The following is a 23,639-nucleotide window of genomic DNA, read 5'->3' on the forward strand; positions in this document are numbered from 1 at the left end:
CGGGTTCGCCCCGGGTGAACAACCTACTGAGAGATCACAGCTAGACGACCGCGCCACGTACTGCCCGACCTGCTGCGGCCCGGCCTCGACCTGGTGTTCTGCGGCACCGCCGCCGGCCGCGCCTCCGCCGAGGCCGGCGCCTACTACGCCCATCCCGGCAACTTCTTCTGGCGCACGCTGCACGCGGTCGGCCTGACGCCGCGGCGGCTGGCGCCGCACGAATTCGCAACCCTGCTCGACTATGGCATCGGCCTGACCGACCTCGCCAAGCGCCATTACGGCAACGACGACGAACTGCCCGACGGCGCGTTCGACGTCGCCGCGCTGCGCCGCAAGATCGCGCGCCACGCGCCGCGCTACCTCGCCTTCACCAGCAAGAACGCGGCGCAGGCGTGCTGCGGCCACGCCGTGGCCTACGGCGCGCAGGACTGGCGCATCGCCACCGCCGCCGTGTTCGTGCTGCCCTCGCCTTCCGGCCAGGCGCGCCGCTTCTGGGATCCGTCGCCGTGGCGCGCGCTGGCGGCGGCGCTAGAATCCGCTCGCGCCGCGCCCGCGCGCGGCCCCGACCGAGGAGATCCGCATGGCACCGGATGAACGACTGGCCTGGACCGGCCGCCCCTCGCAATGGTCGAACCTCGGCCTGTACGCGGCCTGCGTGCTGCTGTGCTGGCTGGTCGTGCCGGTCTTCGTCGCGCTGTGGCGCTGGCTGCAGACGCGCTGCACCGTGTACGAGCTGACCGACCAGCGGCTGATCTTCAAGCGCGGCGTGCTCAGCAAGGCCACCGACGACCTCGAGCTGTACCGCGTGCGCGACAGCCGCTTCCAGCAATCGCTGTTCGAACGGCTGTTCGGCCTCGGCGAGATCACCGTCTACACCACCGACGAGACCACGCCGGAGCTCCGCCTGCGCTACATCCGCGACGCCGCCCACGTGCGCGAGACGCTGCGCACGCTGGTCGAGGCGCGCCGCGACGCCAAGCGCGTGCGCTACCTGGATGCCGAGGGCATTCCGTCCGCCTGAGCGCGGCGACCGCGGCCGCGATCCGGCACGTTCGCGCGCGCGCTGGGGCGGAAGCCGCGCAGCGGCTTCCGCCGTCGCTCCGTCCGCGGCGCGCGCTCACTCGCCGGAGCGGTACAGCTTGACCTCGTCCGGCAGCACCGCGCGGCCCTGGTTGCCCCAGCTGCGGCGGACGTAGGTGACCACGGCGGCGACGTCGTCGTCGCTCAGGCGGTCGGCGAACGACGGCATCGAGTACGGCCGCGGATTCGCCGCGGTCGGCACCTGGAAGCCGCCCTGCATGACGATGCGGATCGGGTTGGCCGGCACACGCGCGGCGACCGCCTGGTTGCCGGCCAGCGGCGGATAGATGCCGGCGACGCCCTCGCCGCGGTCGCCATGGCAGCTCGCGCATTCCTTGCCGTAGATCTCGCCGCCGCGCGCCATCAGCCGCGCGGCCAGCGACGGCGCCACCTCGAGATCGCGCGAGGACGGCGGCTCCGGCTGCTGCGGCAGCGACTTGAGATAGGTCGCGATCGCGCGCGCGTCGGCGTCGGTGAGGTACTGCAGGCTGTGGAACACCACCTCGCTCATCGGCCCGAAGGTGGCGCCGCGCGGAGAGCGGCCGGTCTTCAGCAGTTCGACGATCTCGTCCTCGCTCCAGGTGCCGAGCCCGCTCTCGGCCGAGTTCAGGCTGGGCGCGTACCAGTTCTGCTCGGGGATCAGGCCGCCGGCGTAGCGGCTGTCGGCGTCGGTGGCGCCCATCGCGTTGCGCGGGCTGTGGCAGGCGGCGCAGTGGCCGAGGCCCTGCACCAGATAGGCGCCGCGGTTCCACGCTGCCGATCGCTGCGGATCGGGCTCGAACGTCGCCGGCTCGAAGTACAGGCCGCGCCAGCCGAGCAGCAGCGCGCGCACGCTGTAGGGAAAACGCAGGTCGTTCTCGCGGTTCCTGCGTGCCGACGGCTTCACCGTGCGCAGGTAGGCATAGATCGCGTCGGCGTCCTCGCGCGTCACGTAGGTGTAAGAGGGGTACGGGAACGCCGGATACAGCAGCACGCCGCCCGGCGCCATGCCCTCGTGCAATGCGCGCCGGAAATCGTCGGCGCTCCACGCGCCGATGCCGTGCGCGCGGTCGGGCGTGATGTTCGGCGCGTACACCGTGCCGAACGGCGTCGGGATGCCGCGGCCGCCGGCGAACGGCTCGCCGCCCTGCGCGGTGTGGCAGGACACGCAATCGCCGATGCGCGCGAGGTACTCGCCCTTGGCGACCAGGGCCGCGTCGTCGGCCGCGCGCGCGCCGGCGAGCGCGCCGAACGCGAGCAGCAGCGCGAGCATGCCGCGAAACCGGCGCGGGCTCATGGCGTCACCTCCGCACCGCAGTGCGACAACGCCTCGCGCGTCGCCGCGTCCGGCGACTGCGGCGCGCGCGCCGGCTGCGTCGACAGCCACGCCGACACCGCCTGCATGTCGCGGCCGCCGAGGCGTTGCGCGATCTCCGCCATGCAGTCCGGCGCCGCGGCGCGGCGCGTGTTCGACTGCCAGGCGCCGAGCTGCGCGCTGAGATAGGCGTAGGGCTGACCGGCGATGCCGGGCGCGGCCGGCAGCACGCCGGACAGTTCGCGGCCGTGGCAGGCGGCGCAGGCGGCGATGCCGCGCGCCGCGTCGCCCCGCAACGCCAGCGCGCGGCCGCGCGCCAGCACTTCGGCGCCGACCTTCACGCCGCCGGCGGCCTGCCCCGAGGGCGGCAGCGCGGCGAAGTACTGCGCGATCTCGTGCAGGTAGGCGTCGGACAGGAAGCGCACCATCGTTTCCATGCGCGGGTAGGCGCGCGTGCCGCGCTGGTAATGCTTGAGCTGCGCGTACAGGTAAGCCTCTGGCTGCCCTTCCAGCCGCGGGTTGTAGTCGTTGCGGCCGCCCTGCCCGCGTTCGCCGTGGCACCAGGTGCAGGCGGCGATGCGCTGCTTCAGCGTGTCCAGCTCGGACGGCGTGGCGGCGTCGGCGAGCATAGCCGCCAGCAGCAGCGTCGCGCCGGCGATGCGCGCGCACCACGCGGCGGACGGGAGTGCACGGTCCATGCGGGGCCTCCGGCAATGCAGGGACGGAACGGAGCCGCCATTCTAGCGCCGGCGCCACGCACGGCCGTCGCGGAGCGCCGCACACTGGCCGCGACGCGCAGCCGCAAACGCGAACGGCGCGGTCGCCCGCGCCGCGCGGGCCTCAGGGCCGCGGCTTGCCTTCGTACTTCGACTTGTATTTCTCGTACAGGCGCGTCTGGTGGTTGGACAGGTCCACCTCGTGGCCCTGGATCCAGGCGCGCTCGACGCGCGTGCGCGCGTCCAGCGCGTCGCCGTCGGCGACGAACAGCGTCGCGTCCTTGCCGACGTCCAGCGAGCCGAGGCGGTCGGCCACGCCGAGGATCTCCGCCGGCGTCAGCGTGATCGCGCGCAGCGCCGCGTCCTCGCCGAGGCCGTAGGCCGCGTAGCCGGCCGCCTGGTACGGCAGGTTGCGTTCGTTGGACGACGCCTGCGATTCGCCGCGGTTGGCGATCGCCACGGTGACGCCGGCCTGGGCCAGCCGGACGGCGTCGGTGTAGGCGGTGTCGTAAGCCTCCCAACGCCGCAGCGGCAGGCGCTGCGAGGTGCCGAGGATCACCGGGATCCTGCGCGCGGCCAGCTCGTCTGCGAGACGCCACGCGTCCTGGCCGCCGACCAGCACCACGCGCGCGAGCTTTTCGCGCTCGACGAACGCCAGCGCGTCGCGGATGTCGGCGGCGCCGTCGGCGTGCACGAACAGCGCCTCCTTGCCGTCCAGCACCGGCAGCATCGCCTCCCAGCGCAGGTCCTCGGTCTTCACCGTGCCGGCGCGCCTGGCCGCCTGGTAAGCGCGCGCATCGCGCATCGCCTGATCGAGCGCCTGCAGCTTCTTCTCCGCGGCCTCCCTGGCGCGCTTGCGGTAGTCCTCGGGCAGCCACGACGGCAGCCGCGCCTCGGGCCAATACAGGTGCACGCCGGAGGGCGTGGCCAGCGTCATGTCCTCGTAGGTCCAGCCGTCCAGCTTCAGCAGCGCCGACTGGCCGGTGATCACGCCGCCGTTGTCCGGCTGCGGCACCACGTTGACGGTCAGCACGCCGTTGGCGCGCGCCACCGGCAGCAGCTCGCTGTCCGGATTGATCGCCACCTGCGCGCGCGCGTTCGGGTTGATCGGGCCGACCTCGGCCATGTCGTTGCTCGCGCGCACCGCCTCGATCTCGGTCAGGCCGAGCACGCTGTTGGCGGCGATGTAGCCCGGATAGACGCGCTTGCCGGCGAGGTCGATGCGCTGCGCGTCGGCGGGCGCGTCGACCTTGGCGCCGAGCGCGGCGATCTTGCCGTCGCGGATCAGCAGCTCGCCGCCCTTGATGGTGCCGTGGCTGACGGTGACCAGGTCGGCGCCGGTGAGCAGCACCGCACCGCCGGCAACCGGCGCTTCGGCGCGAGCGGCGCCGGCGGCGCTCAGCGCGGCGAACAGCAGGGAGAGGGGCGTCTTCATCAGTGGCTCTCCGCGTCGGTGCAGCCGTTCACCGGCTCGTCGTCGTGGTAGATCGGGCGTCGGGCGGCGTAGCGGCGCAGCAGATCCTCTTCCCGCGGTTGCGGCGCCGCCGCACCGGCCTTGTCCTTCTTGTCGCCGTCCTGCGCCAGCGCCTTGACGCGCTCGGGCAGCGCCGCGGCGATCAGCGCCGCGCGCTCGCGCTCGACGTTGGCGCGCTCGGCGAGATCGTCGGCGCGGTCGAAGTACTTGCGGCCGTCGACCCAGGTCTGCTGCGGCACCGCCAGCGTCGACAGCGGTGGCGCGTTCCAGATCACGAAGTCGGCATCCTTGCCCGGCTCCAGCGAGCCCACGTACTTGTCGATGTGCAGCTGCCTGGCCGGATTGATCGTCACCAGCGCCAGCGCCTCGGTGTCGGACAAGCCGCCGTACTTCACCGACTTCGCGGCCTCGGTGTTCAGGCGGCGACCCATCTCGTCGTCGTCGGAGTTGAACGAGACGGTGACGCCCTGGCGCGTCATCAGCGCGCCGTTGTACGGGATCGCGTCGCGCACCTCGAACTTGTACGCCCACCAGTCGCTGAAGGTGGAGGCGCCGGCGCCGAGCCTGGCGATCGCATCGGCCACTTTGTAGCCTTCGAGCACGTGCTGGAACGTCGGCACGATGTGGAACTGCTGGGCGATGCGGATGAAGCCGAGGATCTCGTCCTGGCGGTAGCTGTGGATCTGCACCAGGCGCTTGCCCTGCAGCACTTCCCACAGCGCTTCCAGGCGCAGATCGCGGCGCAGCGGGCCGCCGTCGGCGGCGTGGCCGGCGTTCAGCGCCGCGCCGTAGGCCTGTGCGGCGAGCAGGCTGTCGAGGTCGATCTGCTCGACGCCCATGCGCGTCTGCGGGTAGCGCGTGGTGAAGTTGTCGCCCCAGTTCGACTGTTTGACGTTCTCGCCCAGCGCGAACTTGATGGTCTCCGGCGCGCGCTTGAACTTGAGGCCGTCGGCGTCGGCGCCCCAGCGCAGCTTGACGATCTGCGACTGGCCGCCGATCGGGTTGGCGGAGCCGTGCAGCACCATCGCCGTGGTGGTGCCGCCGGCGAGCTGGCGGTAGATGATGATGTCGGTGGGGTCGAGCACGTCGCCGATGCGCACCTCGCTGGTGACGGCGTGCGTGGCCTCGTTGACGCCGCCGCTGACGGCGATGTGCGAATGCGCGTCGATGATGCCCGGGCTGACGTGCTTGCCGCTGCCGTCGATCTCGACGGCGCCGGAAGGCGCCTTCAGGTTGCGCCCGACCGCGGCGACCTTGCCCTTCTCCACCAGCAGGTCGGCGTCCTCGAGCACGCCCAGCGGACCCTGCGTCCAGATCGTGGCGTGGCGCACCACCAGCGCGGCCGGCTGCGGCGGCAGGCCGCGGCGGCCGTAGGCGCCGGCCGGGAAGCGCAGCTCGCCCGGCAGCGGCGGCTTCGCCGGCGCCGCCGCCAGCGCGCGCGGCGCCGGCTGGGTCAGCGTGCCGTGCACGCGCAGGCGGCGGCCGTCCTCCAGCTCGGCGCGGCCGTCGAACGCGCCGCCGTCGAGCTGCGCGACCACCACCACGCGCTCGCGCGCGCTGCCCAGCAGCTTGCCCGGCACGTACAGCAGCAGGCGGCCGTCGTCCGACTGCGTCAGCGGGAAGCTCTCGCCGCCGGCCTTGGCGGTCAGCGCCGCGTCCTTGCCGCTCACCTCCATCGAGGCGGGGCCGTTGCCGCCGCTCCATGCCAGGGTCCAGCCACCGCGCGGATCCGGCGCGGCGGGATCGGCGAGGCGGTAGCGGCGGCCGTCGATCCAGGTCTCGTAGATGCGCGCGTCGTCGCGGTACAGCAGGTCGGCGTCGGCGACGACGAAGTGCGCCAGCCGGCCCGGCTGCAGCGTGCCGAGCTCATCGGCCACGCCCAGCATCGCCGCCGGCTGCGTGGTCAGCGCGGCCAGCGCGGCGTCCGGGTCGAGGCCGTCGGCGACGGTCTTGCGCACGCGCTTCCAGAATTCCTCTTCCGGCTTCTTCAGGCCGGCGGCGGTGAACGCGAACGGCACGCCGGCCTCGGCCAGCACGCGCGCGTTGTACGGCGCCCAGCGCCAGTGCTCGAGCTCGGCGAGGCTGACGTCCAGCGCGGCGTCCGGATCCTCGACCGCGGGCGCCTCGGGGAAGTCGAGCGGCACGATCACCGGCACGCCGGCGGCGGCCAGCTTGGGCGCCATGCGGTATTCGTGGCCGTTGCCGGCCAGCACCGGTTTCAGGCCGAACTCGCGCGCGATCGCCAGCGCGCGGCCGTAGTCGAGCTCGTCGCGGGTGGCGAAGATCGCCGGCTGCCTGCCGGCGAGCAGCGGCGCCAGCGCCGCCAGCGCGTCGTTGGGCGCGGTGCGCTCGGCCTCGGCGCGCTTCGCCTGCCAGGCCAGCCGCTGCTGCTGCCAGCGCGCGTCGTACAACGCCTGGCGGATCAGCGCGATCGCGCCCATCAGCGAGCCCGGATACTCGGCCGAACCCCAGCCGCTGGTCTCGAAGGCGAGGTGCTGGGCGACGCGCGCGCGGATCAGTGCGTCGTTGCCGTTCGCCGCGTCGGACAACGCGTACAGCGCGCTCTGGCCGCGGAACACGCCGCGCTGCGGCACGCTGAGCGCGTCGGTGAAACCGAGCGCGCGCAACTTCTCCGCGGCCTTGGCATCCGGTTTGACGCTCGCGGCGACGTCTTCCTGCGGATGCACGCGCGCGTTCCAGTAGGCCGCGCCCGGCTGCGGCTGCGGCATCGCCGGGCTGGCGCCGCGGCGGCCGCCGCCGGCGGCGGGCGTCTCCGGCGGCACCGGCTGCGCGTAGGCCGACAGCGGGTCGATGAAACCGGCGAACACGGTCTTGCCGCCGAGGTCGATGCGCGCGGCGCCGTCCGGAATTTTCACGCCGCGGCCGGCGGCGACGATCACGCCGTCGCGCACCACCAGAGTGCCGTCGTCGACCACCTCGCCCGGCTTGATCACCAGGCGCGCATGCACGAACGCGGCGAGCCGCGGCGTGCGGTCGGCGATGCCTTCGACCGGGCGCGTGTCCACCTGCGCGTGCAGCGGCGCGCCGGCCAGCAGGGTGAGCGCGAGGGCGGCCAGGCACGACGGCAGCGTGTGCCGCCGCGGGCGGTAGCGTGTGTTGGACATGCGGGTTCCCCAGTGATCGGGGTCAGGATATCGGCCGGGTCGACTGCCGCAACCCGACGAAAGTCATGCCGCGGCGGCGCCGCCCGACTTGCGCACGATCAGCATCGCCAGCTCCAGCGCCTGCTCGTAATTGAGGCGCGGATCGACGCTGGATTTGTAGGCGCGCGCGAGATCGTCCTCGCCGAGGCCGCGCGCGCCGCCCATGCACTCGGTGACATCCTCGCCGGTCAGCTCGAGATGCACGCCGCCGAGCCGCGTGCCGGCCGCGGCGTGGATGTCGAACGCCTGCTCCAGCTCGCTGCGGATGTTGGCGAAGCGGCGCGTCTTGTAGCCGTTGCCGGCCGTCTCGGTATTGCCGTGCATGGGATCGCAGCACCACAGCACGCGCCGGCCGGTGGCCTGCACCGCGGCGAGCAGGCGCGGCAGGTGCTCGGCGATCTTGCCGGCGCCCATGCGGTGGATCAGCGTCAGCCGGCCCGGTTCGTTCTCGGGATTGAGCGTCTCGACCAGGCGCTGCAACTGCGCCGCGTCCATCGACGGCCCGACCTTCACCGCGACCGGGTTGCGGATGCCGCGGCAGTATTCGACGTGCGCGCCGTCGACGTCGGCGGTGCGCATGCCGATCCACGGGAAGTGCGTGGACAGGTTGAACCAACCGAACTGGCGCGGCACGCGGCGCGTCTGCGCTTCCTCGTAGTGCAGCAGCAACGCCTCGTGCGAGGTGAAGAACTCGACGCGCGAGAAGCTGGCGATCGGTTCGCCGGCCAGGGTCTCCATGAAGCGCACGGCGTCGCCGATCGAGGCGACCATGCGCCGGTACTCGGCCGCCAGCGGCGAATGCTCGACCCAGGCGAGATCCCAGTATTCCGGATGGTGCAGGTCGGCGAAGCCGCCCTCGCCCAGCGCGCGCACGAAGTTCATCGTCATCGCCGAACGCGCGTGCGCCTCGAGCAGGCGCTGCGGGTCGGCGCGGCGCGCGGCGGCGCTGAACTCGGGGCCGTTGATCAGGTCGCCGCGATAGCTCGGCAGGGTGACGCCGTCGCGGGTCTCGGTGTCGGCGGAACGCGGCTTGGCGTACTGCCCGGCGAAGCGGCCGACGCGCACCACCGGCATGCGCAGGCCGTGGATCAGCACCAGGCTCATCTGCAGCAGCACCTTCAGCCGGTTGGCGATCACCTCGGAGCTGCAGTCGGCGAAGCTCTCGGCGCAGTCGCCGCCCTGCAGCAGGAAGCGCCGGCCCTCCTGCGCCTCGGCCAGCAGCTGCTTCAGGCCGAGCACTTCCCAGGACGTCACCAGCGGCGGCAGCGTGCGCAGGCGCGCCAGCGCCTCGGCCAGTTCGGCGGGATCGTCGTAGCTCGGCTGCTGCACGGCGGGCCGGTGCTGCCAGGAGTCCGGCCGCCAGTCCTGGGCGCCGCGCACGGCGCGCAGCTTGGGCTTGGAAATGCTCATGCGTTTTCGAACCCCGGCGGACGGCCACTATGCCACAGCCGCCGCGGCTGCCGCATCAGCGCCGACGCGCGGCGTGCAGCGCCCAGGCGCCCAGCAGCACGTACCAGACCAGGGTCCAGAACGGCATCGACAGGCCGAGGAAACGCCAGTTGACGGCGGCGCACTCGCCCGAGCCGGTGAACACCATCCTGACCGTCTTCGCCAGCGGGAACGCGTCCAGCATGTAGGCCAGGCCGGGGCCGCAGGCCGGCACCTGGTCCGGCGGCAGCGACTGCAGCCACAGGTGGCGCGCGGCGATCGCCACGCCGGCCAGCGCTCCCAGCAGCACCAGCGCCGCATAGACCCGGCGGCCGCCGCCGCGCGGCGCGTGCAGCCCGCCGACCAGGAACCATGACGCCATGAAGCCGAAGGCGATGCGCTGGAAGATGCACAACGGGCAGGGCTCGATGCCGAGGTCGAATTGCACGTACAGCGCGTAGCCGAGCAAGGCGGCACAGGCGACGAAGCCGGCGAGGAAGGAAACCCGGAACGACCAGCGCAGCGGATTGAACATGGCGATAGCGGGCAGCGGCGGGAAGCCCGCACTTTACCGTGCGCGCGGCGCCGCGCAAGCGCAGCGCCGAGAAAACGAAACCCCGGCCGGTCGCCCGGCCGGGGTTTCGGATGCAGCGGGCGCGCCGCTTACTCGGCCGCTTCGGCCGCGGCCGCCGGCCGGTCGACCAGCTCGACGTAGGCCATCGGCGCGTTGTCGCCGTCGCGGAAGCCGCACTTCAGGATGCGCAGGTAGCCGCCCTTGCGCTCGCGGTAGCGCGGGCCGAGCTCGACGAACAGCTTGCCCACGGCCTGCTTGTCGCGCAGCCGCGCGAACGCGAGGCGGCGGTTGGCGACGCCGTCGGTCTTCGCCAGCGTGATCAGCGGCTCGGCGACGCGACGCAGTTCCTTCGCCTTCGGCAGCGTGGTGCGGATCAGCTCTTCCTTGAACAGCGAGGCCGCCATGTTGCGGAACATCGCCGAACGGTGGCTGCTGGTGCGGTTGAGTTTGCGTCCGGATTTCTGGTGGCGCATGGTCGTGATTCCATTTGTCTCGAAAAGCCGCGCGTCAGCGCGCTCTTCGCGGAAAGTGCGGCCGTGGCCGGCCGCTTTCTGATTCTCGCGATCAGGGACGATCGCAACGGCAAACCGTCAACCCAGCTGCATGCCGTGGGCGAGCCCCGGCGGCGGCCAGCTCTCCAGCTTCATGCCCAGCGACAGGCCGCGGGCGCCCAGCACGTCCTTGATCTCGGTGAGCGACTTCTTGCCGAGGTTGGGCGTCTTCAGCAGCTCGACCTCGGTCTTCTGCACCAGATCGCCGATGTAGTAGATGCTCTCGGCCTTCAGGCAGTTGGCCGAACGCACGGTCAGCTCGAGGTCGTCGATCGGGCGCAGCAGCACCGGATCGAAGCCGGCCTTCTCGGCCTTGGCGCCCTCGTGCTCGCGGCGGGTGAAGTCGCCGAACACGCCGAGCTGGTCCATCAGGATCTCGGCCGCCTTGCGCACCGCTTCCTCGGCACCGATGGTGCCGTTGGTTTCGACGTCGAGGATCAGCTTGTCCAGGTTGGTGCGCTGCTCGACGCGCGCGCTCTCGACCTCGTAGGCCACGCGGCGCACCGGGCAGAACGAGGCATCGAGCTGCAGGCGGCCGATCGGGCGCGACTCCTCGTCCGGCAGCTGGCGCGTGCTGGCCGGCTGGTAGCCGAGGCCGCGGCGCACCTTCAGGCGCATGTTCAGGCCGATGTCCTTGGTCAGGTGGCACAGCACGTGTTCGGGGTTCACGATCTCCACCGAGTGGTCGACCGTGATGTCGCCGGCCTTGACCACGCCCTTGCCCTTCTTCGACAGGGTCAGGGTGGCTTCGTCCGGGCCGTGCATCATGATGGCGACGTCCTTGAGGTTCAGCAGCACCTCGATGACGTCCTCCTGCAGGCCTTCGAGCGTCGTGTACTCGTGCAGCACGCCGTCGATCTCCACTTCGACGATCGCGCAGCCGGGGATCGACGACAGCATCACGCGGCGCAGCGCATTGCCCAGGGTGTGTCCGAAGCCGCGCTCGAGCGGCTCCACCACCACCTTGGCGCGGTTGGGTCCGAGCTGCTCGACGCTGAGGCCACGCGGCCGCAGCACGCTAGTAGACGAGACTGCCATGTACCACGCTCCCGGTGATTACTTCGAGTAGAGCTCGACGATCAGGTTCTCGTTGATGTCGGACGGCAGATCCGCGCGGTCCGGCATCGACTTGAACACGCCGCTGAACTTCTTGCTGTCCACCTCGACCCAGCCCGGACGCAGGTCCATGCCGTCGGCGAGCGTGGCGGCTTCCTGCACGCGCAGCTGGCCGCGCGCGCGCTCGGTCAGCGCGACCTCGTCGCCCGGCTTCACCTGGTAGGAGGGGATGTTGACCTTCTTGCCGTTGACCAGCACCGCCTTGTGCGCGACCAGCTGGCGGGCCTGCGCGCGGGTCACCGCGAAGCCCATGCGGTAGACCACGTTGTCGAGGCGCGCTTCCAGCATGCGCAGCAGATTCTCGCCGGTGTTGCCTTTCAGCGAAGAGGCCTTCTGGTAGTAGTTGCGGAACTGGCGCTCGAGCAGGCCGTAGATGCGCTTGACCTTCTGCTTCTCGCGCAGCTGCACCGCGTAGTCGGACAGACGCGCCTTCTTGCTCGCGCCGTGCTGGCCGGGCTTCTGCTCCAGCTTGCACTTCGAGTCGAGCGCGCGCGCCGGGCTCTTCAGGCTGAGATCCGCGCCCTCGCGGCGGGCGAGCTTGCAGGTGGGACCACGATACCGTGCCATATCTTTATCCAATGGTCCGGCCATGGATGGCCGGTTTTCGGGTTCACACGATCAGGGACGATCGAAAAACAATTCCCTCAGACGCGACGCTTCTTGGGCGGACGGCAGCCGTTGTGCGGGATCGGCGTCACGTCGACGATGTTGGTGACCTTGTAGCCCAGCGCGTTCAGCGAGCGCACCGCCGACTCGCGGCCCGGGCCCGGGCCCTTGATGCGCACTTCCAGCGTCTTCAGGCCGTACTCCTGCGCGGCGCGGCCGGCCTTCTCGGCGGCCACCTGCGCGGCGAACGGCGTCGACTTGCGCGAACCGCGGAAACCGGCGCCACCGGCGGTGGCCCAGCTCAGGGCGTTGCCCTGGCGGTCGGTGATCGTGACGATCGTGTTGTTGAACGACGCCTGCACGTGGACGATGCCGTCCGTGACGACGCGCTTGACCTTCTTCTTCGGCTTGGTAGCTGCGGGCTTCGACATATCCGGAATCCGTTACTTCTTGATGGCTCGGCGCGGACCCTTGCGCGTGCGCGCATTGGTGCGCGTGCGCTGGCCGCGGACCGGCAGGCCGCGGCGATGGCGCAAGCCGCGGTAGCAGCCGAGGTCCATCAGGCGCTTGATGCTGATGCCGACCTCGCGACGGAGATCGCCCTCGACGGTGAACTTCGCCACTTCGTGGCGCAGCTTCTCGACCTCGCCTTCGCTGAGGTTCTTGATCGGGGTGGCGGGATCGACGCCGGCGGCGGCGCAGATCTTCTTCGACCGCGTGCGGCCGATGCCGTAAATGCTCTGGAGGCCCACCCACACGTGCTTGTGGACCGGCAGGTTGACACCCGCAATACGCGCCATCTTGACTCTCTCCGATGCGTTTACGTGCGCGGTAAACGCGTAATCTTAACCGGTTTTTCCCGAAACAGAAAGTCCGGGCGGCGCCGGGCCGGCGTCGCCGAACATCCCCTCGTCCCGCGCCTCAACTGCGGCGCAGGTTGGCCTTCTTGAGCAGGCTCTCGTACTGGTGGCTGACCAGGTGGGCCTGGATCTGGGCGGTGAAGTCCATCACCACCACGACCACGATCAGCAGCGAGGTGCCGCCGAAATAGAACGGTACGTGCCAAGCGCTCTGCATGAACGTCGGCAGCAGGCAGACCGCCACCAGGTACAGCGCGCCGGCGCCGGTCAGGCGGGTCAGCACGCCATCGATGTAGTCGGCCGTGTTCTTGCCCGGGCGGATGCCGGGGATCAGCGCGCCGGACCGCTTCAGGTTGTCCGCGGTCTCCTGGGCGTTGAACACGATCGCGGTGTAGAAGAACGCGAAGATGATGATCAGCGCGGCCTCGATGATCGCGTACAGCGGCTCGCCCGGGCTGAGCGCGGTGGTCAGCGCCTGCAGCCAGCGCACCTGCTCGGTATTGCTGAACCAGTGCGCCGCCGTGGCCGGGAACATGATCAGGCTGGAGGCGAAGATCGGCGGGATCACGCCCGACATGTTGATCTTCAGCGGCAGGTGCGAGCTCTGGTTCATGTACGCCTGCGCACCGCCCTGGCGGCGCGCGTAGTTGACCGTGATGCGGCGCTGCGCACGCTCCACGAACACCACGAAGGCGGTGACCAGCAGCACGATCGCGATCACGATCAGCACCTTCAGCACCGACAGCTCGCCGTTCTGCGCCATCGACAGCGTCTGCGTGACCGCGCGCGGCAGGCCGGCGACGATGCCGGCGAAGATCAGCAGCGAGATGCCGTTGCCGATGCCGCGCTCGGTGATCTGCTCGCCCAGCCACATCAGGAACATGGTGCCGGCGGTCAGGCCCACCACCGCGGAGAACACGAAGCCGAAGCCGCGGGTGTAGAGCACGTCGCCGCCCTGCGCCTGCAGCGCCATCGACACGCCGAAGGCCTGGAACACCGCCAGGCCGACCGTGCCCCAGCGCGTGTACATGGTCAGCTTGCGCCGGCCGGACTCGCCTTCCTTGCGCAGCTGCTGCCAGGCCGGGATCACCGAGCCCATCATCTGCACGACGATGGACGCGGAGATGTACGGGATCACGCCCAGTGCGAACAGCGAGAAGCGCGCCAGCGCGCCGCCCGAGAACATGTTGAACATGTTCAGCAGGCCGCCGCCCTGCTCGATCAGCCGCGTCATCGCCTCGGGGTTCACGCCCGGCACCGGGATGAACGAGCCGAGCCGGAACACCACCAGCGCCAGGACCACGAAAACCAGGCGCTGGCGCAGCTCCGTGAGCTTGCCGAGCGAAGCGAGCGAACCGGACTTGGGCGCTGCCACTGCTTACTCCACGCTGCCGCCGGCAGCCTCGATCGCCGCCTTGGCGCCGGCCGTGACCAGCAGGCCCGACAGCTTCAGGGCGCGCTTGATCTCGCCCTTCTTCACCACCTTCACGCGGCGCGCCGCACCGTGCACCAGCCCGGCCGCGCGCAGCGCCACCAGATCGATGCTGTCGGCCTTCAGGCCTTCCAGCTGGTACAGGAACACCTGGGCGCTCTCGATGGCCTTGCGCGAGCGGAAGCCCACCTTGGGCAGGCGGCGCTGCAGCGGCATCTGGCCGCCTTCGAAGCCCACCTTGTGGTAGCCGCCGGCGCGGGCGTGCTGGCCCTTGTGGCCGCGGCCCGCGGTCTTGCCGAGGCCCGAGCCGATGCCGCGGCCGACGCGCACGCGCGCGCGGCGCGCACCCTTGGCCGGCTTGATCGTGTTGAGACGCATGTTCGACTCCCGAATACCTTGGCCGTTATTCCTCGACGCGGACCAGGTAGTTCACCTGGTTGATCAGGCCGCGCACCGAGGGGCTGTCCTTCAGCTCGCGCACGTCGTTGGTCTTGTTCAGGCCCAGCGCCTTGACGCTGAGGCGGTGGCGGGGCTGCACGCCGCGAAGGCCCTTGACCAGGCGCACGCGCACGGTGTTGCCGGCGGTCTTCGTCTTAGCCATGGCCCAGCACCTCCTCGACGGTCTTGCCGCGCTTCGCCGCGATGCGGTCCGGCGAGGCCATCGCCTGCAGGCCCTTGATCGTGGCGCGCACCAGGTTGATCGGATTGCGCGAGCCGACGGCCTTGGCCAGCACGTTCTTCACGCCGACCACCTCGAGCACGGCGCGCATCGCGCCGCCGGCGATCACGCCGGTGCCCTCGGAGGCGGGCTGCATGAACACGCGCGCCGCGCCGTGGTTGGCCTTGACGGCGTACCACAGCGTGCCGTTGTTCAGCTTGATCTTGACCATGTTGCGGCGCGCGCGTTCCATGGCCTTGGAGATGGCCACCGGCACCTCGCGCGCCTTGCCGTAGCCGAAGCCCACGCGGCCGTCGCCGTCGCCCACCACGGTCAGCGCGGTGAAGCTCATCTGCCGGCCGCCCTTGACGGTCTTGGCCACGCGGTTGACGGCGATCAGCTTTTCCAGCATGCCGTCGGAGTTTTCGCGATCGTTGCTCGCCATGTCTCACCTTTCGTGCCGCCCGTCGCCGGTGCGGACTTTTTCTTGCGGCGATGCCGCTTGGAGTTGTTTTATCGCCGGGAACGGGAACCAGGATCCGGAAGAAGTCGAGACCAGGGGCACTGCGGCCCTGGCGTCGTCTGCCGTCTCCCTACTCCCGCCTCCCGTCCCTCAGAACTGCAACCCGGCCTCGCGCGCCGCGTCGGCCAGCGCCTTGACGCGGCCGTGATACTTGAAGCCCGAGCGGTCGAAGGCGACCTTCTCGATGCCGGCGGCGCGGGCGCGCTCCGCCACCGTCTTGCCCACCGCCGCCGCGGCGGCGATGTTCTTGGTGCCCTTCAGGCCCTCGCGGACCGCCTTCTGCACGGTCGAGGCGGCGGCGATCACCTTGTCGCCGGAGGGCGCGATCACCTGGGCATAGATGTGCTGGCCCGAGCGGTGCACGGTCAGGCGCGGCACGCCCAGCTCGCGGATGTGGGCGCGGGTGGACCTGGCGCGGCGCAGTCTTGCAATCTTCTTTTCCACGGTCGTTCTCCAGGAAGCGGATCGGCGGGTGCGGAAACCTCCGCGGCCCTTACGCCTTCTTGGCTTCCTTCATGGTGATGTGCTCGCCGGCATAGCGCACGCCCTTGCCCTTGTAGGGCTCCGGCGGACGGAAGGCGCGGATCTTCGCCGCCACTTCGCCCACGCGCTGCTTGTCGGCGCCCTTGACCACGATCTCGGTCTGCGTCGGCGTCTCGATGGTGATGCCCTCCGGCGCCGGGAACACGACCGGATGCGAGAAGCCGAGCGTCAGGTTGAGGCTCTTGCCCTGCATCGCGGCGCGGTAGCCGACGCCGACCAGCTCGAGCTTGCGCTCGTAGCCGGTGCTCACGCCCTTGACCATGTTGGCCAGCAGCGCGCGGGCGGTGCCGGCGTACTTGGTCTCGCCGCCCTCGACGACCTCGCAGACCACGGAGCCGTTGGCCACCGCGACCTTCACGCCCGGCAGCGCGTGCATCGACAGCGTGCCCTTCGGGCCCTTCACGGTGACCGCGTCGGCGCCGACCTGGCACTCCACGCCCTTCGGCAGCGCGATCGGTTTCTTGGCAACACGCGACATTGTTCGATCTCCTTACGCGACCACGCCGATCACTTCGCCGCCGAGGCCCTTGGCGCGCGCCTGCGCGTCGGTCATCAGGCCGGACGAGGTCGAGATGATCGAGATGCCGAGGCCGCCGAGCACCTTGGGCAGCTCGGCCTTGCCGCGGTACACGCGCAGGCCGGAGCGGCTGACACGCTCGATGCGCTCGATGGCCGGCTTGCCCTCGAAATACTTCAGCTTGATCTCCAGCTCGGACTTGCCGTCGGCCTCGCGCTTCTGCGCGTCGAGGATGTAGCCCTCCGCCTTCAGCAGGTCGGCGATGGCGAGCTTCAGCTTGGAGCCCGGCATGGTCACGCTGCGCTTGCCCATGGCCTGGGCGTTGCGGATGCGCGTGAACATGTCGGCGATGGGATCAGTCATGCTCATGAATGCGATTCCTGGTTATGCCTCAAGCACCGATATCCGCCGGATCACCAACTGGCCTTGCGCAGGCCCGGCACGTCGCCGCGCATGGTGGCCTCGCGCAGCTTGTTGCGCGCCAGGCCGAACTTCTTGTAGACGGCGCGCGGACGTCCGGTCAGCACGCAGCGCGTGCGCTGGCGGATCGGGCTGGCGTCGCGCGGCAGCTTTTGCAGCTTGGTCTGCGCCTCCATCTTCTCCTCGTAGGAGGCGTTGGGGCTCAGCACGATCGCCTTCAGTGCGGCGCGCTTGGCGGCGTACTTCTTGACGAGTTTGGCGCGCTTCTTGTCGCGCTCGATCATGGACGTCTTGGCCATGCCGGTATCCTGCTCAGTATCAGTTGCGGAACGGGAAGCCGAACGCTTCCAGCAGTGCCTTGGATTCCTCGTCCGTCTTCGCGGTGGTGGCGATGGCGATGTCCATGCCGCGCAGCGCGTCGATCTGGTCGAAGTCGATCTCGGGGAAGATGATCTGTTCCTTGATGCCCATGTTGTAGTTGCCGCGGCCGTCGAACGCGCGGCCGGAGACGCCGCGGAAGTCGCGCACGCGCGGCAGCGCGATGTTGATCAGGCGGTCGAGGAACTCGTACATGTGATCGCGGCGCAGGGTGACCTTGCAGCCGATCGGCCAGCCGTCGCGGATCTTGAAGGACGCCACGGAGATGCGCGCCTTGGTGGTCACCGGCTTCTGGCCGGCGATCTTGGCCATGTCGGCCACGGCGTTCTCCAGCACCTTCTTGTTGCCCACGGCCTCGCCCACGCCCATGTTCAGCGTGATCTTGGTGAGGCGCGGAACCTGCATCACGTTCTTGTAGCCGAAGCGCTGCACCAGCTTCGGCACGACCTGCTCTTTGTAGATCTTTTCGAGGCGCGTCATGGCTGCGTCCTTACGCGTCCACCACTTCGCCCGAGGAGCGGAACGTGCGCACCTTGCGCCCGTCATCGAGCGTCTTGTAGCCCACGCGTTCGCCCTTGTTCGAAGCCGGGTTGAACAGCATCACGTTGGAAATGTGGATGGAGGCCTCGCGCTCGACGATGCCGCCGGGCTGGTTGGCCTGCGGATTCGGCTTGGTGTGGCGCTTGACCAGGTTGACGTTCTGCACGAATACCCGGTCGCCCGTCACGCGCAGCACTTCGCCGCGCTGGCCCTTGTTCTTGCCGGTGATCACGATGACCTGATCACCCTTGCGGATACGATTCATCTTCGCTCTCCTCGCTCAGAGCACCTCGGGCGCCAGCGAGACGATCTTCATGAATCGCTCGCTGCGCAGCTCGCGGGTGACCGGCCCGAAGATGCGGGTGCCGATCGGCTCGAGCTTGTTGTTCAGCAGCACGGCCGCGTTGCCGTCGAAGCGGATCAGCGAGCCGTCCGGGCGGCGCACGCCCTTGGTGGTGCGCACGACGACCGCGCTGTACACCTCGCCCTTCTTCACCTTGCCGCGCGGAATCGCGTCCTTCACGGTGACCTTGATGATGTCGCCGATGCCGGCGTAGCGGCGCTTGGAACCGCCCAGCACCTTGATGCACATCAGTTCACGCGCACCGCTGTTGTCCGCCGCGGCCAGCATGGTCTGCATCTGGATCATGGCATTTCGCTCCTCGGCGCCTTACTGCTGCGCGGCCCGCGCCACGATCTCGACCACGCGGAAATGCTTGGTCTTCGACAGCGGGCGGCATTCGGCCACGCGCACGAGGTCGCCCTCGCGGCATTCGCCGTTCTCGTCGTGGGCGTGCAGCTTGGTCGAACGGCGGATGATCTTGCCGTACAGGTCGTGCTGCACCTGCCGCTCGACCAGCACGGTCACGGTCTTGTGCATCTTGTTGCTGACGACGCGGCCTTCGATGGTGCGCGCGTTGGTCTTGGCTTCGCTCATGGCGCGCTCCTCACTTCTTCTCGCCCAGCACGGTCTTGGTGCGGGCGATCTCGCGCCGCACGCGGCGCAGCTGGTGGACCTGGGTGAGCTGGCCGGAGCCCTTCTGCATGCGCAGGTTGAACTGCTCCCTGCGCAGCTCGAGCAGGTGCTCGTTCAACTCGGCGGCCGACTTGCTACGGAGTTCTTTGGTTTCCATCACACCACCGCCCGGGTCACGAACTGGGTCTTCACCGAGAGCTTGGCGGCGGCCAGGCGGAACGCCTCGCGCGCGTCGGTTTCGCTGATGCCCTCGATCTCGTACAGCATGCGGCCCGGCTGCACCGGCGCCACCCAGAATTCCACGTTGCCCTTGCCGGCGCCCATACGCACCTCGATGGGCTTCTTGGTGATCGGCTTGTCCGGGAACACGCGGATCCACAGCTTGCCGCCGCGCTTGACGTAGCGCGTGATGCAGCGGCGCGCGGCTTCGATCTGGCGCGCGGTGAGCTGGCCGTGCGTGATCGCCTTCAGGCCGAACTCGCCGAAGCTGACCACGTTGGCGTTGTAACTGAGGCCTTCGTTACGGCCCTTGTGCACCTTGCGGTACTTGGTTCGCTTGGGTTGCAGCATGGCTGCTACGCTCCTTACTTCGCCGGGCGCTCGCGGCGGCTTTCGCCGCGCTCGGCGCGCTCGCCTTCCTTCGCCGCTTCCTGCGTCGCCGCATGAAGGTCGAAGATCTCACCCTTGTAGACCCACACCTTGACGCCGATCACGCCATAGGTGGTCTTCGCCTCGGCGAAGCCGTAGTCGATGTCGGCGCGCAGAGTGTGCAGGGGAACGCGGCCCTCGCGGTACCACTCCGAGCGCGCGATCTCGGCGCCGTTCAGGCGGCCGGCGACGTTGACCTTGATGCCGAGCGCGCCGAGGCGCATGGCGTTGCCGACCGCACGCTTCATCGCGCGACGGAACATGATGCGGCGCTCGAGCTGCTGCGCGATCGACTCGGCGACCAGCTGCGCGTCCAGCTCGGGCTTGCGCACCTCGGTGACGTTGATGTGGGTCGGCACACCCATCACCGCCGAGACCTCCTTGCGCAGGCGCTCGATGTCCTCGCCCTTCTTGCCGATCACCACGCCCGGGCGGGCGGTATGGATCGTCACACGCGCGGTCTTCGCCGGGCGCTCGATGTGGATCCTGGACACGCCGGCCTGGGCCAGCTTTTCCTTCAGGAGCTCGCGCACCTTGAGATCGGCGGCCAGGTACTCGGCGTATTCCTTCTTGCCGGCGTACCACTTGGAGTTCCAGTCCTTGGCGATGCCGAGGCGGATACCCGTGGGATGAACTTTGTGACCCATCGTCTTCGTCCCGATCTCAGTTGCCGACGACCACGGTGATGTGGCTCGTGCGCTTCAGGATGCGCGTACCGCGGCCCTTGGCGCGGGCATGCATGCGCTTCATCGCCGGACCTTCGTCGACGAAGATGCGCGTGACCTTGAGCTCGTCCACGTCGGCGCCGAGGTTGTTCTCGGCGTTGGCGACGGCGGACAGCAGCACCTTGCGCACCATGTGCGCGGCCTTCTTGTTGGTGAACTGCAGCAGGCTGCTCGCCCGGTCCACGGGCATGCCGCGGACCAGATCGGCCACGAGGCGCGCCTTCTGGGCCGAGATGCGGGCACTGCGCAGGATCGCTTTGGCTTCCATCGTGGCACCCATCACTTCGCAGGAGCAGCGGCTTTCTTGCTGCCCGAATGGCCCTTGAAGGTGCGGGTCACCGCGAACTCGCCGAGCTTGTGCCCGACCATGTTCTCGTTGATCAGCACCGGCACGTGCTGGCGGCCGTTGTGCACGGCGATGGTCAGGCCAACCATCTCCGGCAGGATCATCGAACGGCGCGACCAGGTCTTGATCGGACGCTTGTTGCTGGCGGCGGACGCAGCCTCCACCTTCTTCAGCAGGTGCAGGTCGACGAACGGACCTTTCTTCAAAGAACGCGGCATGGCGGCTTCCCGTTACTTGCGGCGGCGCACGATCAACTTCTGCGTGCGCTTGTTGTTACGCGTCTTGTAGCCCTTGGTCGGCAGGCCCCACGGGCTGACCGGATGACGGCCGCCCGAGGTACGGCCTTCGCCGCCGCCATGCGGATGGTCGACCGGGTTCATGGCCACGCCGCGCACGGTCGGGCGGATGCCCTTCCAGCGCTTGGCGCCGGCCTTGCCGAGCTTGCGCAGGTTGTGCTCGGAGTTGCCGACCTCGCCGATGGTGGCGCGGCAGTCGACCAGCACCTTGCGCATCTCGCCGGAGCGCAGGCGCAGCGTGGCGTAGCCCTGCTCGCGCGCGATCAGCTGCGCGGCGGCGCCGGCGCTGCGCGCGAGCTGCGCGCCCTTGCCGGGCTTCATCTCGACGCAGTGCACGGTGGTGCCGACCGGGATGTTGCGCAGCGGCAGCGCGTTGCCGACCTTGATCGGCACGTCGCGGCCGGCGATCAGCTGGTCGCCCACCTGGATGCCCTTGGGGGCGATGATGTAGCGGCGCTCGCCGTCGACGTAGCACACCAGCGCGATGTGCGCGGTGCGGTTCGGGTCGTACTCCAGGCGCTCGACGCGGCAGGCGATGCCTTCCTTGTCGCGCTTGAAGTCGATCAGGCGGTAGTGCTGCTTGTGGCCGCCGCCGCGATGGCGCGTGGTGATGCGGCCGAAATGGTTGCGGCCGCCGGTCTTGGACTGCGCTTCGGTCAGCGGCGCGTACGGCGCGCCCTTATGCAGCTCCGGCGTGGCCACGCGCACCATGGCGCGGCGCCCCGGGGAGGTTGGCTTGAGAGTGATCAGTGCCATTGGGAATCCGCTCCTGGCTCAGGCCTTGGCCATCACGTCGATGGTCTGGCCCTCGGCAAGCCGCACGTAAGCCTTGCGCAGCCCGGCGCGGGTGCCGGGGCGAAAGCGGAACGACTTGACCTTGCCCTTGACGTTGACCAGGTTGACCGCCTCGACCTTGACGTCGAACAGCTGCTCCACCGCGGTCTTGACGTCGGCCTTGGTGGCCTCGGCGGCCACCTCGAACACGTACTGGCTGGTCTCGGCGATGCGTGCGCTCTTCTCGGAGATGCGCGGCGCGCGCAGCACGCTAAGGATGCGTTCGTTGCTCATGCCAGCCACTCCTCGACCTTCTTCGCCGCATCGACGGTCATCACGACGTGGTCGGCGCGCACCAGCGAAACCGGGCTGATGCCGTGGACGTCCACCACTTCGAGGACCTGCGGGTTGTTGCGCGCGGCGAGATACAGGTTCTCGCTGACGCCTTCGGAAACGATCACGGTGCGACCGACCTCGAGCTCCTTCAGACGGGCGACCAGCGCCTTCGTCTTCGGCTGCTCGACGTCGAACGCGTCCACCACCTTCAGGCGGCCCTGGCGGTTCAGCTCGGCCAGGATCGAACGCATCGCGCCGCGGTACATCTTGCGGTTGACCTTCTGCGAGAAGTCGCGCGGCTTCGCCGCGAAGGCGCGCGAGCCGCCGACGAAGATCGGCGCGCGGTAGTCGCCGTGGCGGGCGCCGCCACCCTTCTGCTTCTTGAACTTCTTGGTCGTGCCGGACACCTCGCTGTGCGAGAGCTGCGCCTTGGTGCCGGCGCGGCCCGCGTTGCGGTAGGCCGTCACGACCTGGTGCACGAGGTTCTCGCGGAACTCGCCGCCGAACACCTCGTCGGAAACCTTCATGGGCTTGGCGCCGATGACATTCAGTTCCATGGCGTCGCTCCTCAGGCCTTGGCCGCCGGGCGGATGATCACGTCGCCGCCGGTCGCGCCCGGCACCGCGCCCTTCACCGCGATCAGGTGGCGCTCGGCGTCGACCTTCACCACTTCCAGATTCACCGCGGACTGGCGCACGCTGCCCATGTGGCCGGCCATCTTCTTGCCCGGGAACACGCGCCCCGGGGTCTGGCGCTGGCCGATCGAGCCCGGCGCGCGATGCGACAGCGAGTTGCCGTGCGACGCGTCGCCCATGGTGAAGTTGTGACGCTTGATCGTGCCCTGGAAGCCCTTGCCCTTGGTGACACCGGCCACGTCGACCTTCTGGCCGACGCGGAACACGTCCTCGGCCTTGATCTCGGCGCCGACCGCGTACTTGCCGGCTTCGGCGGCGGCGACGCGGAACTCCCACAGGCCGCGGCCCGGCTCGACCCTGGCCTTGGCGTAATGGCCCTTCACCGGCTTGGTCAGCAGCGAAGCGCGCTTGGCGCCCGCGGTGACCTGCACGGCGGTGTAGCCGTCGTTGTCCTCGGTCTTCACCTGGGTCACGCGGTTCGGCGTCGCCTCGATCAGCGTCACCGGCACCGAGCGGCCGTCTTCGGTGAAGAGCCGGCTCATGCCGCACTTGCGGCCAACCAGTCCGATACTCATCGTCGTATCCTGTCAGGCGCTCAGCCCAGCTTGATCTGCACGTCCACGCCGGCGGCGAGATCGAGCTTCATCAGCGCGTCCACGGTCTTGTCGTTCGGGTCCACGATGTCGAGCACGCGCTTGTGGGTGCGCGTCTCGTACTGGTCGCGGGCATCCTTGTCGGCGTGCGGCGACACCAGGATGGTGTAGCGCTCGATCTTGGTGGGCAGCGGAATCGGGCCGCGCACCTGCGCGCCCGTGCGCTTCGCCGTCTCGACGATCTCGCTCGCGGAGCGATCGATCAGCCGGTGATCGAAGGCCTTCAACCGAATGCGAATCTTCTGGTTCGCCATAACCGTGTCCTGAATCGTTAAAGAGCGTTGTGCGGCCGGTCCGGAGGCGGCTTCTCGCCGCCCCCGTCGTACTGTCCGCGTTACTTGATGATCTTGGCGACGACGCCGGCGCCGACCGTGCG

General features: G+C 69.6%; 35 protein-coding genes. 2 read left to right on the forward strand and 33 right to left on the reverse strand.

Annotated elements, in window-relative coordinates; genetic code table 11:
* Positions 1-33: 33 nt before the first annotated feature.
* Together MBSD_RS07105 and MBSD_RS07110 are read left to right on the forward strand one after the other, a co-directional pair.
* A complete protein-coding gene (locus MBSD_RS07105; protein WP_062536407.1) occupies positions 34-594 on the forward strand; it encodes a mismatch-specific DNA-glycosylase in 561 nt (186 codons plus the stop codon).
* The gene (locus tag MBSD_RS07110; protein WP_062536410.1) at positions 581-1,021 is read left to right on the forward strand and encodes a PH domain-containing protein; all 441 of its coding nucleotides are present in this window, start codon (positions 581-583) and stop codon (positions 1,019-1,021) included. Before MBSD_RS07105 ends, MBSD_RS07110 begins: the two co-directional genes overlap by 14 nt.
* 96 nt (positions 1,022-1,117) lie before the next feature.
* Here MBSD_RS07110 and MBSD_RS07115 read toward each other — a convergent pair whose 3' ends face one another.
* From MBSD_RS07115 to rpsJ, 33 genes are all read right to left on the reverse strand, one after another.
* Complete coding sequence (locus tag MBSD_RS07115; protein ID WP_062536412.1) at positions 1,118-2,356, reverse strand: c-type cytochrome; 1,239 nt, start codon at positions 2,354-2,356, stop codon at positions 1,118-1,120.
* Entirely contained in the window at positions 2,353-3,072 is a 720-nt protein-coding gene (locus MBSD_RS07120; protein ID WP_062536414.1) for a c-type cytochrome, read from the reverse strand. The genes MBSD_RS07115 and MBSD_RS07120 overlap by 4 nt, the downstream gene beginning before the upstream one ends.
* A 142-nt stretch (positions 3,073-3,214) precedes the next feature.
* The gene (locus MBSD_RS07125; RefSeq protein ID WP_062536415.1) at positions 3,215-4,525 is read right to left on the reverse strand and encodes an amidohydrolase family protein; all 1,311 of its coding nucleotides are present in this window, start codon (positions 4,523-4,525) and stop codon (positions 3,215-3,217) included.
* On the reverse strand, positions 4,525-7,689 hold the full coding sequence (locus MBSD_RS07130) for an amidohydrolase family protein (RefSeq protein ID WP_062536417.1): 3,165 nt from the start codon (positions 7,687-7,689) through the stop codon (positions 4,525-4,527). Before MBSD_RS07130 ends, MBSD_RS07125 begins: the two co-directional genes overlap by 1 nt.
* Positions 7,690-7,752: 63 nt before the next feature.
* Entirely contained in the window at positions 7,753-9,138 is a 1,386-nt protein-coding gene (locus tag MBSD_RS07135; protein ID WP_062536419.1) for a class II 3-deoxy-7-phosphoheptulonate synthase, read from the reverse strand.
* A gap of 55 nt (positions 9,139-9,193) precedes the next feature.
* Entirely contained in the window at positions 9,194-9,691 is a 498-nt protein-coding gene (locus MBSD_RS07140) for a disulfide bond formation protein B (protein ID WP_062536421.1), read from the reverse strand.
* A gap of 128 nt (positions 9,692-9,819) precedes the next feature.
* Entirely contained in the window at positions 9,820-10,203 is a 384-nt protein-coding gene (gene rplQ, locus MBSD_RS07145) for a 50S ribosomal protein L17 (RefSeq protein WP_062536423.1), read from the reverse strand.
* Between the two features lie 117 nt (positions 10,204-10,320).
* Positions 10,321-11,319, reverse strand: a complete 999-nt coding sequence (locus tag MBSD_RS07150; protein ID WP_062536425.1) for a DNA-directed RNA polymerase subunit alpha — start codon at positions 11,317-11,319, stop codon at positions 10,321-10,323.
* Between the two features lie 18 nt (positions 11,320-11,337).
* Positions 11,338-11,964 (reverse strand): 30S ribosomal protein S4, encoded by a 627-nt coding sequence (rpsD, locus tag MBSD_RS07155; protein WP_062536427.1) that lies wholly within the window; start codon positions 11,962-11,964, stop codon positions 11,338-11,340.
* Positions 11,965-12,041: 77 nt separating this feature from the next.
* Positions 12,042-12,434 carry a 30S ribosomal protein S11 gene (gene rpsK, locus MBSD_RS07160; protein ID WP_062536429.1) on the reverse strand — a complete coding sequence of 131 codons (393 nt, stop codon included), beginning with the start codon at positions 12,432-12,434 and terminating at the stop codon, positions 12,042-12,044.
* 12 nt (positions 12,435-12,446) lie between these two features.
* On the reverse strand, positions 12,447-12,803 hold the full coding sequence (gene rpsM / locus MBSD_RS07165) for a 30S ribosomal protein S13 (RefSeq protein WP_062536431.1): 357 nt from the start codon (positions 12,801-12,803) through the stop codon (positions 12,447-12,449).
* A gap of 121 nt (positions 12,804-12,924) precedes the next feature.
* Complete coding sequence (gene secY, locus MBSD_RS07170; protein ID WP_062536433.1) at positions 12,925-14,238, reverse strand: preprotein translocase subunit SecY; 1,314 nt, start codon at positions 14,236-14,238, stop codon at positions 12,925-12,927.
* 3 nt (positions 14,239-14,241) lie between these two features.
* A complete protein-coding gene (gene rplO, locus MBSD_RS07175; RefSeq protein WP_062536436.1) occupies positions 14,242-14,673 on the reverse strand; it encodes a 50S ribosomal protein L15 in 432 nt (143 codons plus the stop codon).
* Positions 14,674-14,698: 25 nt separating this feature from the next.
* Complete coding sequence (gene rpmD / locus MBSD_RS07180; protein ID WP_062536437.1) at positions 14,699-14,896, reverse strand: 50S ribosomal protein L30; 198 nt, start codon at positions 14,894-14,896, stop codon at positions 14,699-14,701.
* The gene (gene rpsE / locus MBSD_RS07185) at positions 14,889-15,398 is read right to left on the reverse strand and encodes a 30S ribosomal protein S5 (protein WP_062536439.1); all 510 of its coding nucleotides are present in this window, start codon (positions 15,396-15,398) and stop codon (positions 14,889-14,891) included. The genes rpmD and rpsE overlap by 8 nt, the downstream gene beginning before the upstream one ends.
* A gap of 168 nt (positions 15,399-15,566) precedes the next feature.
* Complete coding sequence (gene rplR, locus MBSD_RS07190) at positions 15,567-15,920, reverse strand: 50S ribosomal protein L18 (RefSeq protein ID WP_062536441.1); 354 nt, start codon at positions 15,918-15,920, stop codon at positions 15,567-15,569.
* A 49-nt stretch (positions 15,921-15,969) separates the two neighbouring features.
* The gene (rplF, locus tag MBSD_RS07195) at positions 15,970-16,497 is read right to left on the reverse strand and encodes a 50S ribosomal protein L6 (RefSeq protein WP_062536443.1); all 528 of its coding nucleotides are present in this window, start codon (positions 16,495-16,497) and stop codon (positions 15,970-15,972) included.
* Positions 16,498-16,509: 12 nt separating this feature from the next.
* On the reverse strand, positions 16,510-16,905 hold the full coding sequence (gene rpsH, locus MBSD_RS07200) for a 30S ribosomal protein S8 (protein WP_062536444.1): 396 nt from the start codon (positions 16,903-16,905) through the stop codon (positions 16,510-16,512).
* Positions 16,906-16,949: 44 nt separating this feature from the next.
* On the reverse strand, positions 16,950-17,255 hold the full coding sequence (gene rpsN, locus MBSD_RS07205) for a 30S ribosomal protein S14 (protein WP_062536446.1): 306 nt from the start codon (positions 17,253-17,255) through the stop codon (positions 16,950-16,952).
* A gap of 19 nt (positions 17,256-17,274) precedes the next feature.
* On the reverse strand, positions 17,275-17,814 hold the full coding sequence (gene rplE / locus MBSD_RS07210) for a 50S ribosomal protein L5 (RefSeq protein WP_062536448.1): 540 nt from the start codon (positions 17,812-17,814) through the stop codon (positions 17,275-17,277).
* 10 nt (positions 17,815-17,824) lie between these two features.
* Positions 17,825-18,139, reverse strand: a complete 315-nt coding sequence (gene rplX, locus MBSD_RS07215; protein WP_062536450.1) for a 50S ribosomal protein L24 — start codon at positions 18,137-18,139, stop codon at positions 17,825-17,827.
* Between the two features lie 15 nt (positions 18,140-18,154).
* Positions 18,155-18,523: a 50S ribosomal protein L14 gene (gene rplN / locus MBSD_RS07220; RefSeq protein ID WP_062536452.1), complete on the reverse strand. Its 369-nt coding sequence runs from the start codon at positions 18,521-18,523 to the stop codon at positions 18,155-18,157.
* Positions 18,524-18,544: 21 nt separating this feature from the next.
* Positions 18,545-18,811 carry a 30S ribosomal protein S17 gene (gene rpsQ / locus MBSD_RS07225; protein WP_062536454.1) on the reverse strand — a complete coding sequence of 89 codons (267 nt, stop codon included), beginning with the start codon at positions 18,809-18,811 and terminating at the stop codon, positions 18,545-18,547.
* Positions 18,812-18,821: 10 nt separating this feature from the next.
* The gene (rpmC, locus tag MBSD_RS07230) at positions 18,822-19,007 is read right to left on the reverse strand and encodes a 50S ribosomal protein L29 (RefSeq protein ID WP_062536456.1); all 186 of its coding nucleotides are present in this window, start codon (positions 19,005-19,007) and stop codon (positions 18,822-18,824) included.
* Positions 19,007-19,420, reverse strand: coding sequence for a 50S ribosomal protein L16 (gene rplP, locus MBSD_RS07235; RefSeq protein WP_062536458.1), 414 nt, complete (start codon positions 19,418-19,420; stop codon positions 19,007-19,009). Before rplP ends, rpmC begins: the two co-directional genes overlap by 1 nt.
* Positions 19,421-19,434: 14 nt before the next feature.
* On the reverse strand, positions 19,435-20,145 hold the full coding sequence (rpsC, locus tag MBSD_RS07240) for a 30S ribosomal protein S3 (protein ID WP_062536459.1): 711 nt from the start codon (positions 20,143-20,145) through the stop codon (positions 19,435-19,437).
* A gap of 16 nt (positions 20,146-20,161) precedes the next feature.
* On the reverse strand, positions 20,162-20,491 hold the full coding sequence (gene rplV, locus MBSD_RS07245; RefSeq protein ID WP_062536469.1) for a 50S ribosomal protein L22: 330 nt from the start codon (positions 20,489-20,491) through the stop codon (positions 20,162-20,164).
* Positions 20,492-20,502: 11 nt separating this feature from the next.
* A complete protein-coding gene (rpsS, locus tag MBSD_RS07250) occupies positions 20,503-20,787 on the reverse strand; it encodes a 30S ribosomal protein S19 (RefSeq protein WP_062536461.1) in 285 nt (94 codons plus the stop codon).
* Between the two features lie 12 nt (positions 20,788-20,799).
* On the reverse strand, positions 20,800-21,621 hold the full coding sequence (gene rplB / locus MBSD_RS07255; RefSeq protein ID WP_062536463.1) for a 50S ribosomal protein L2: 822 nt from the start codon (positions 21,619-21,621) through the stop codon (positions 20,800-20,802).
* Between the two features lie 18 nt (positions 21,622-21,639).
* A complete protein-coding gene (gene rplW / locus MBSD_RS07260; RefSeq protein WP_062536464.1) occupies positions 21,640-21,933 on the reverse strand; it encodes a 50S ribosomal protein L23 in 294 nt (97 codons plus the stop codon).
* Positions 21,930-22,532, reverse strand: coding sequence for a 50S ribosomal protein L4 (gene rplD, locus MBSD_RS07265; protein ID WP_062536466.1), 603 nt, complete (start codon positions 22,530-22,532; stop codon positions 21,930-21,932). Before rplD ends, rplW begins: the two co-directional genes overlap by 4 nt.
* An 11-nt stretch (positions 22,533-22,543) precedes the next feature.
* A complete protein-coding gene (gene rplC / locus MBSD_RS07270; RefSeq protein ID WP_062536467.1) occupies positions 22,544-23,185 on the reverse strand; it encodes a 50S ribosomal protein L3 in 642 nt (213 codons plus the stop codon).
* A 20-nt stretch (positions 23,186-23,205) separates the two neighbouring features.
* Positions 23,206-23,517, reverse strand: coding sequence for a 30S ribosomal protein S10 (rpsJ, locus tag MBSD_RS07275; RefSeq protein ID WP_062536468.1), 312 nt, complete (start codon positions 23,515-23,517; stop codon positions 23,206-23,208).
* Between the last annotated feature and the right edge of the window lie 122 nt (positions 23,518-23,639).

The organism is Mizugakiibacter sediminis, from assembly GCF_000953855.2.
GTDB lineage: Bacteria > Pseudomonadota > Gammaproteobacteria > Xanthomonadales > Rhodanobacteraceae > Mizugakiibacter > Mizugakiibacter sediminis.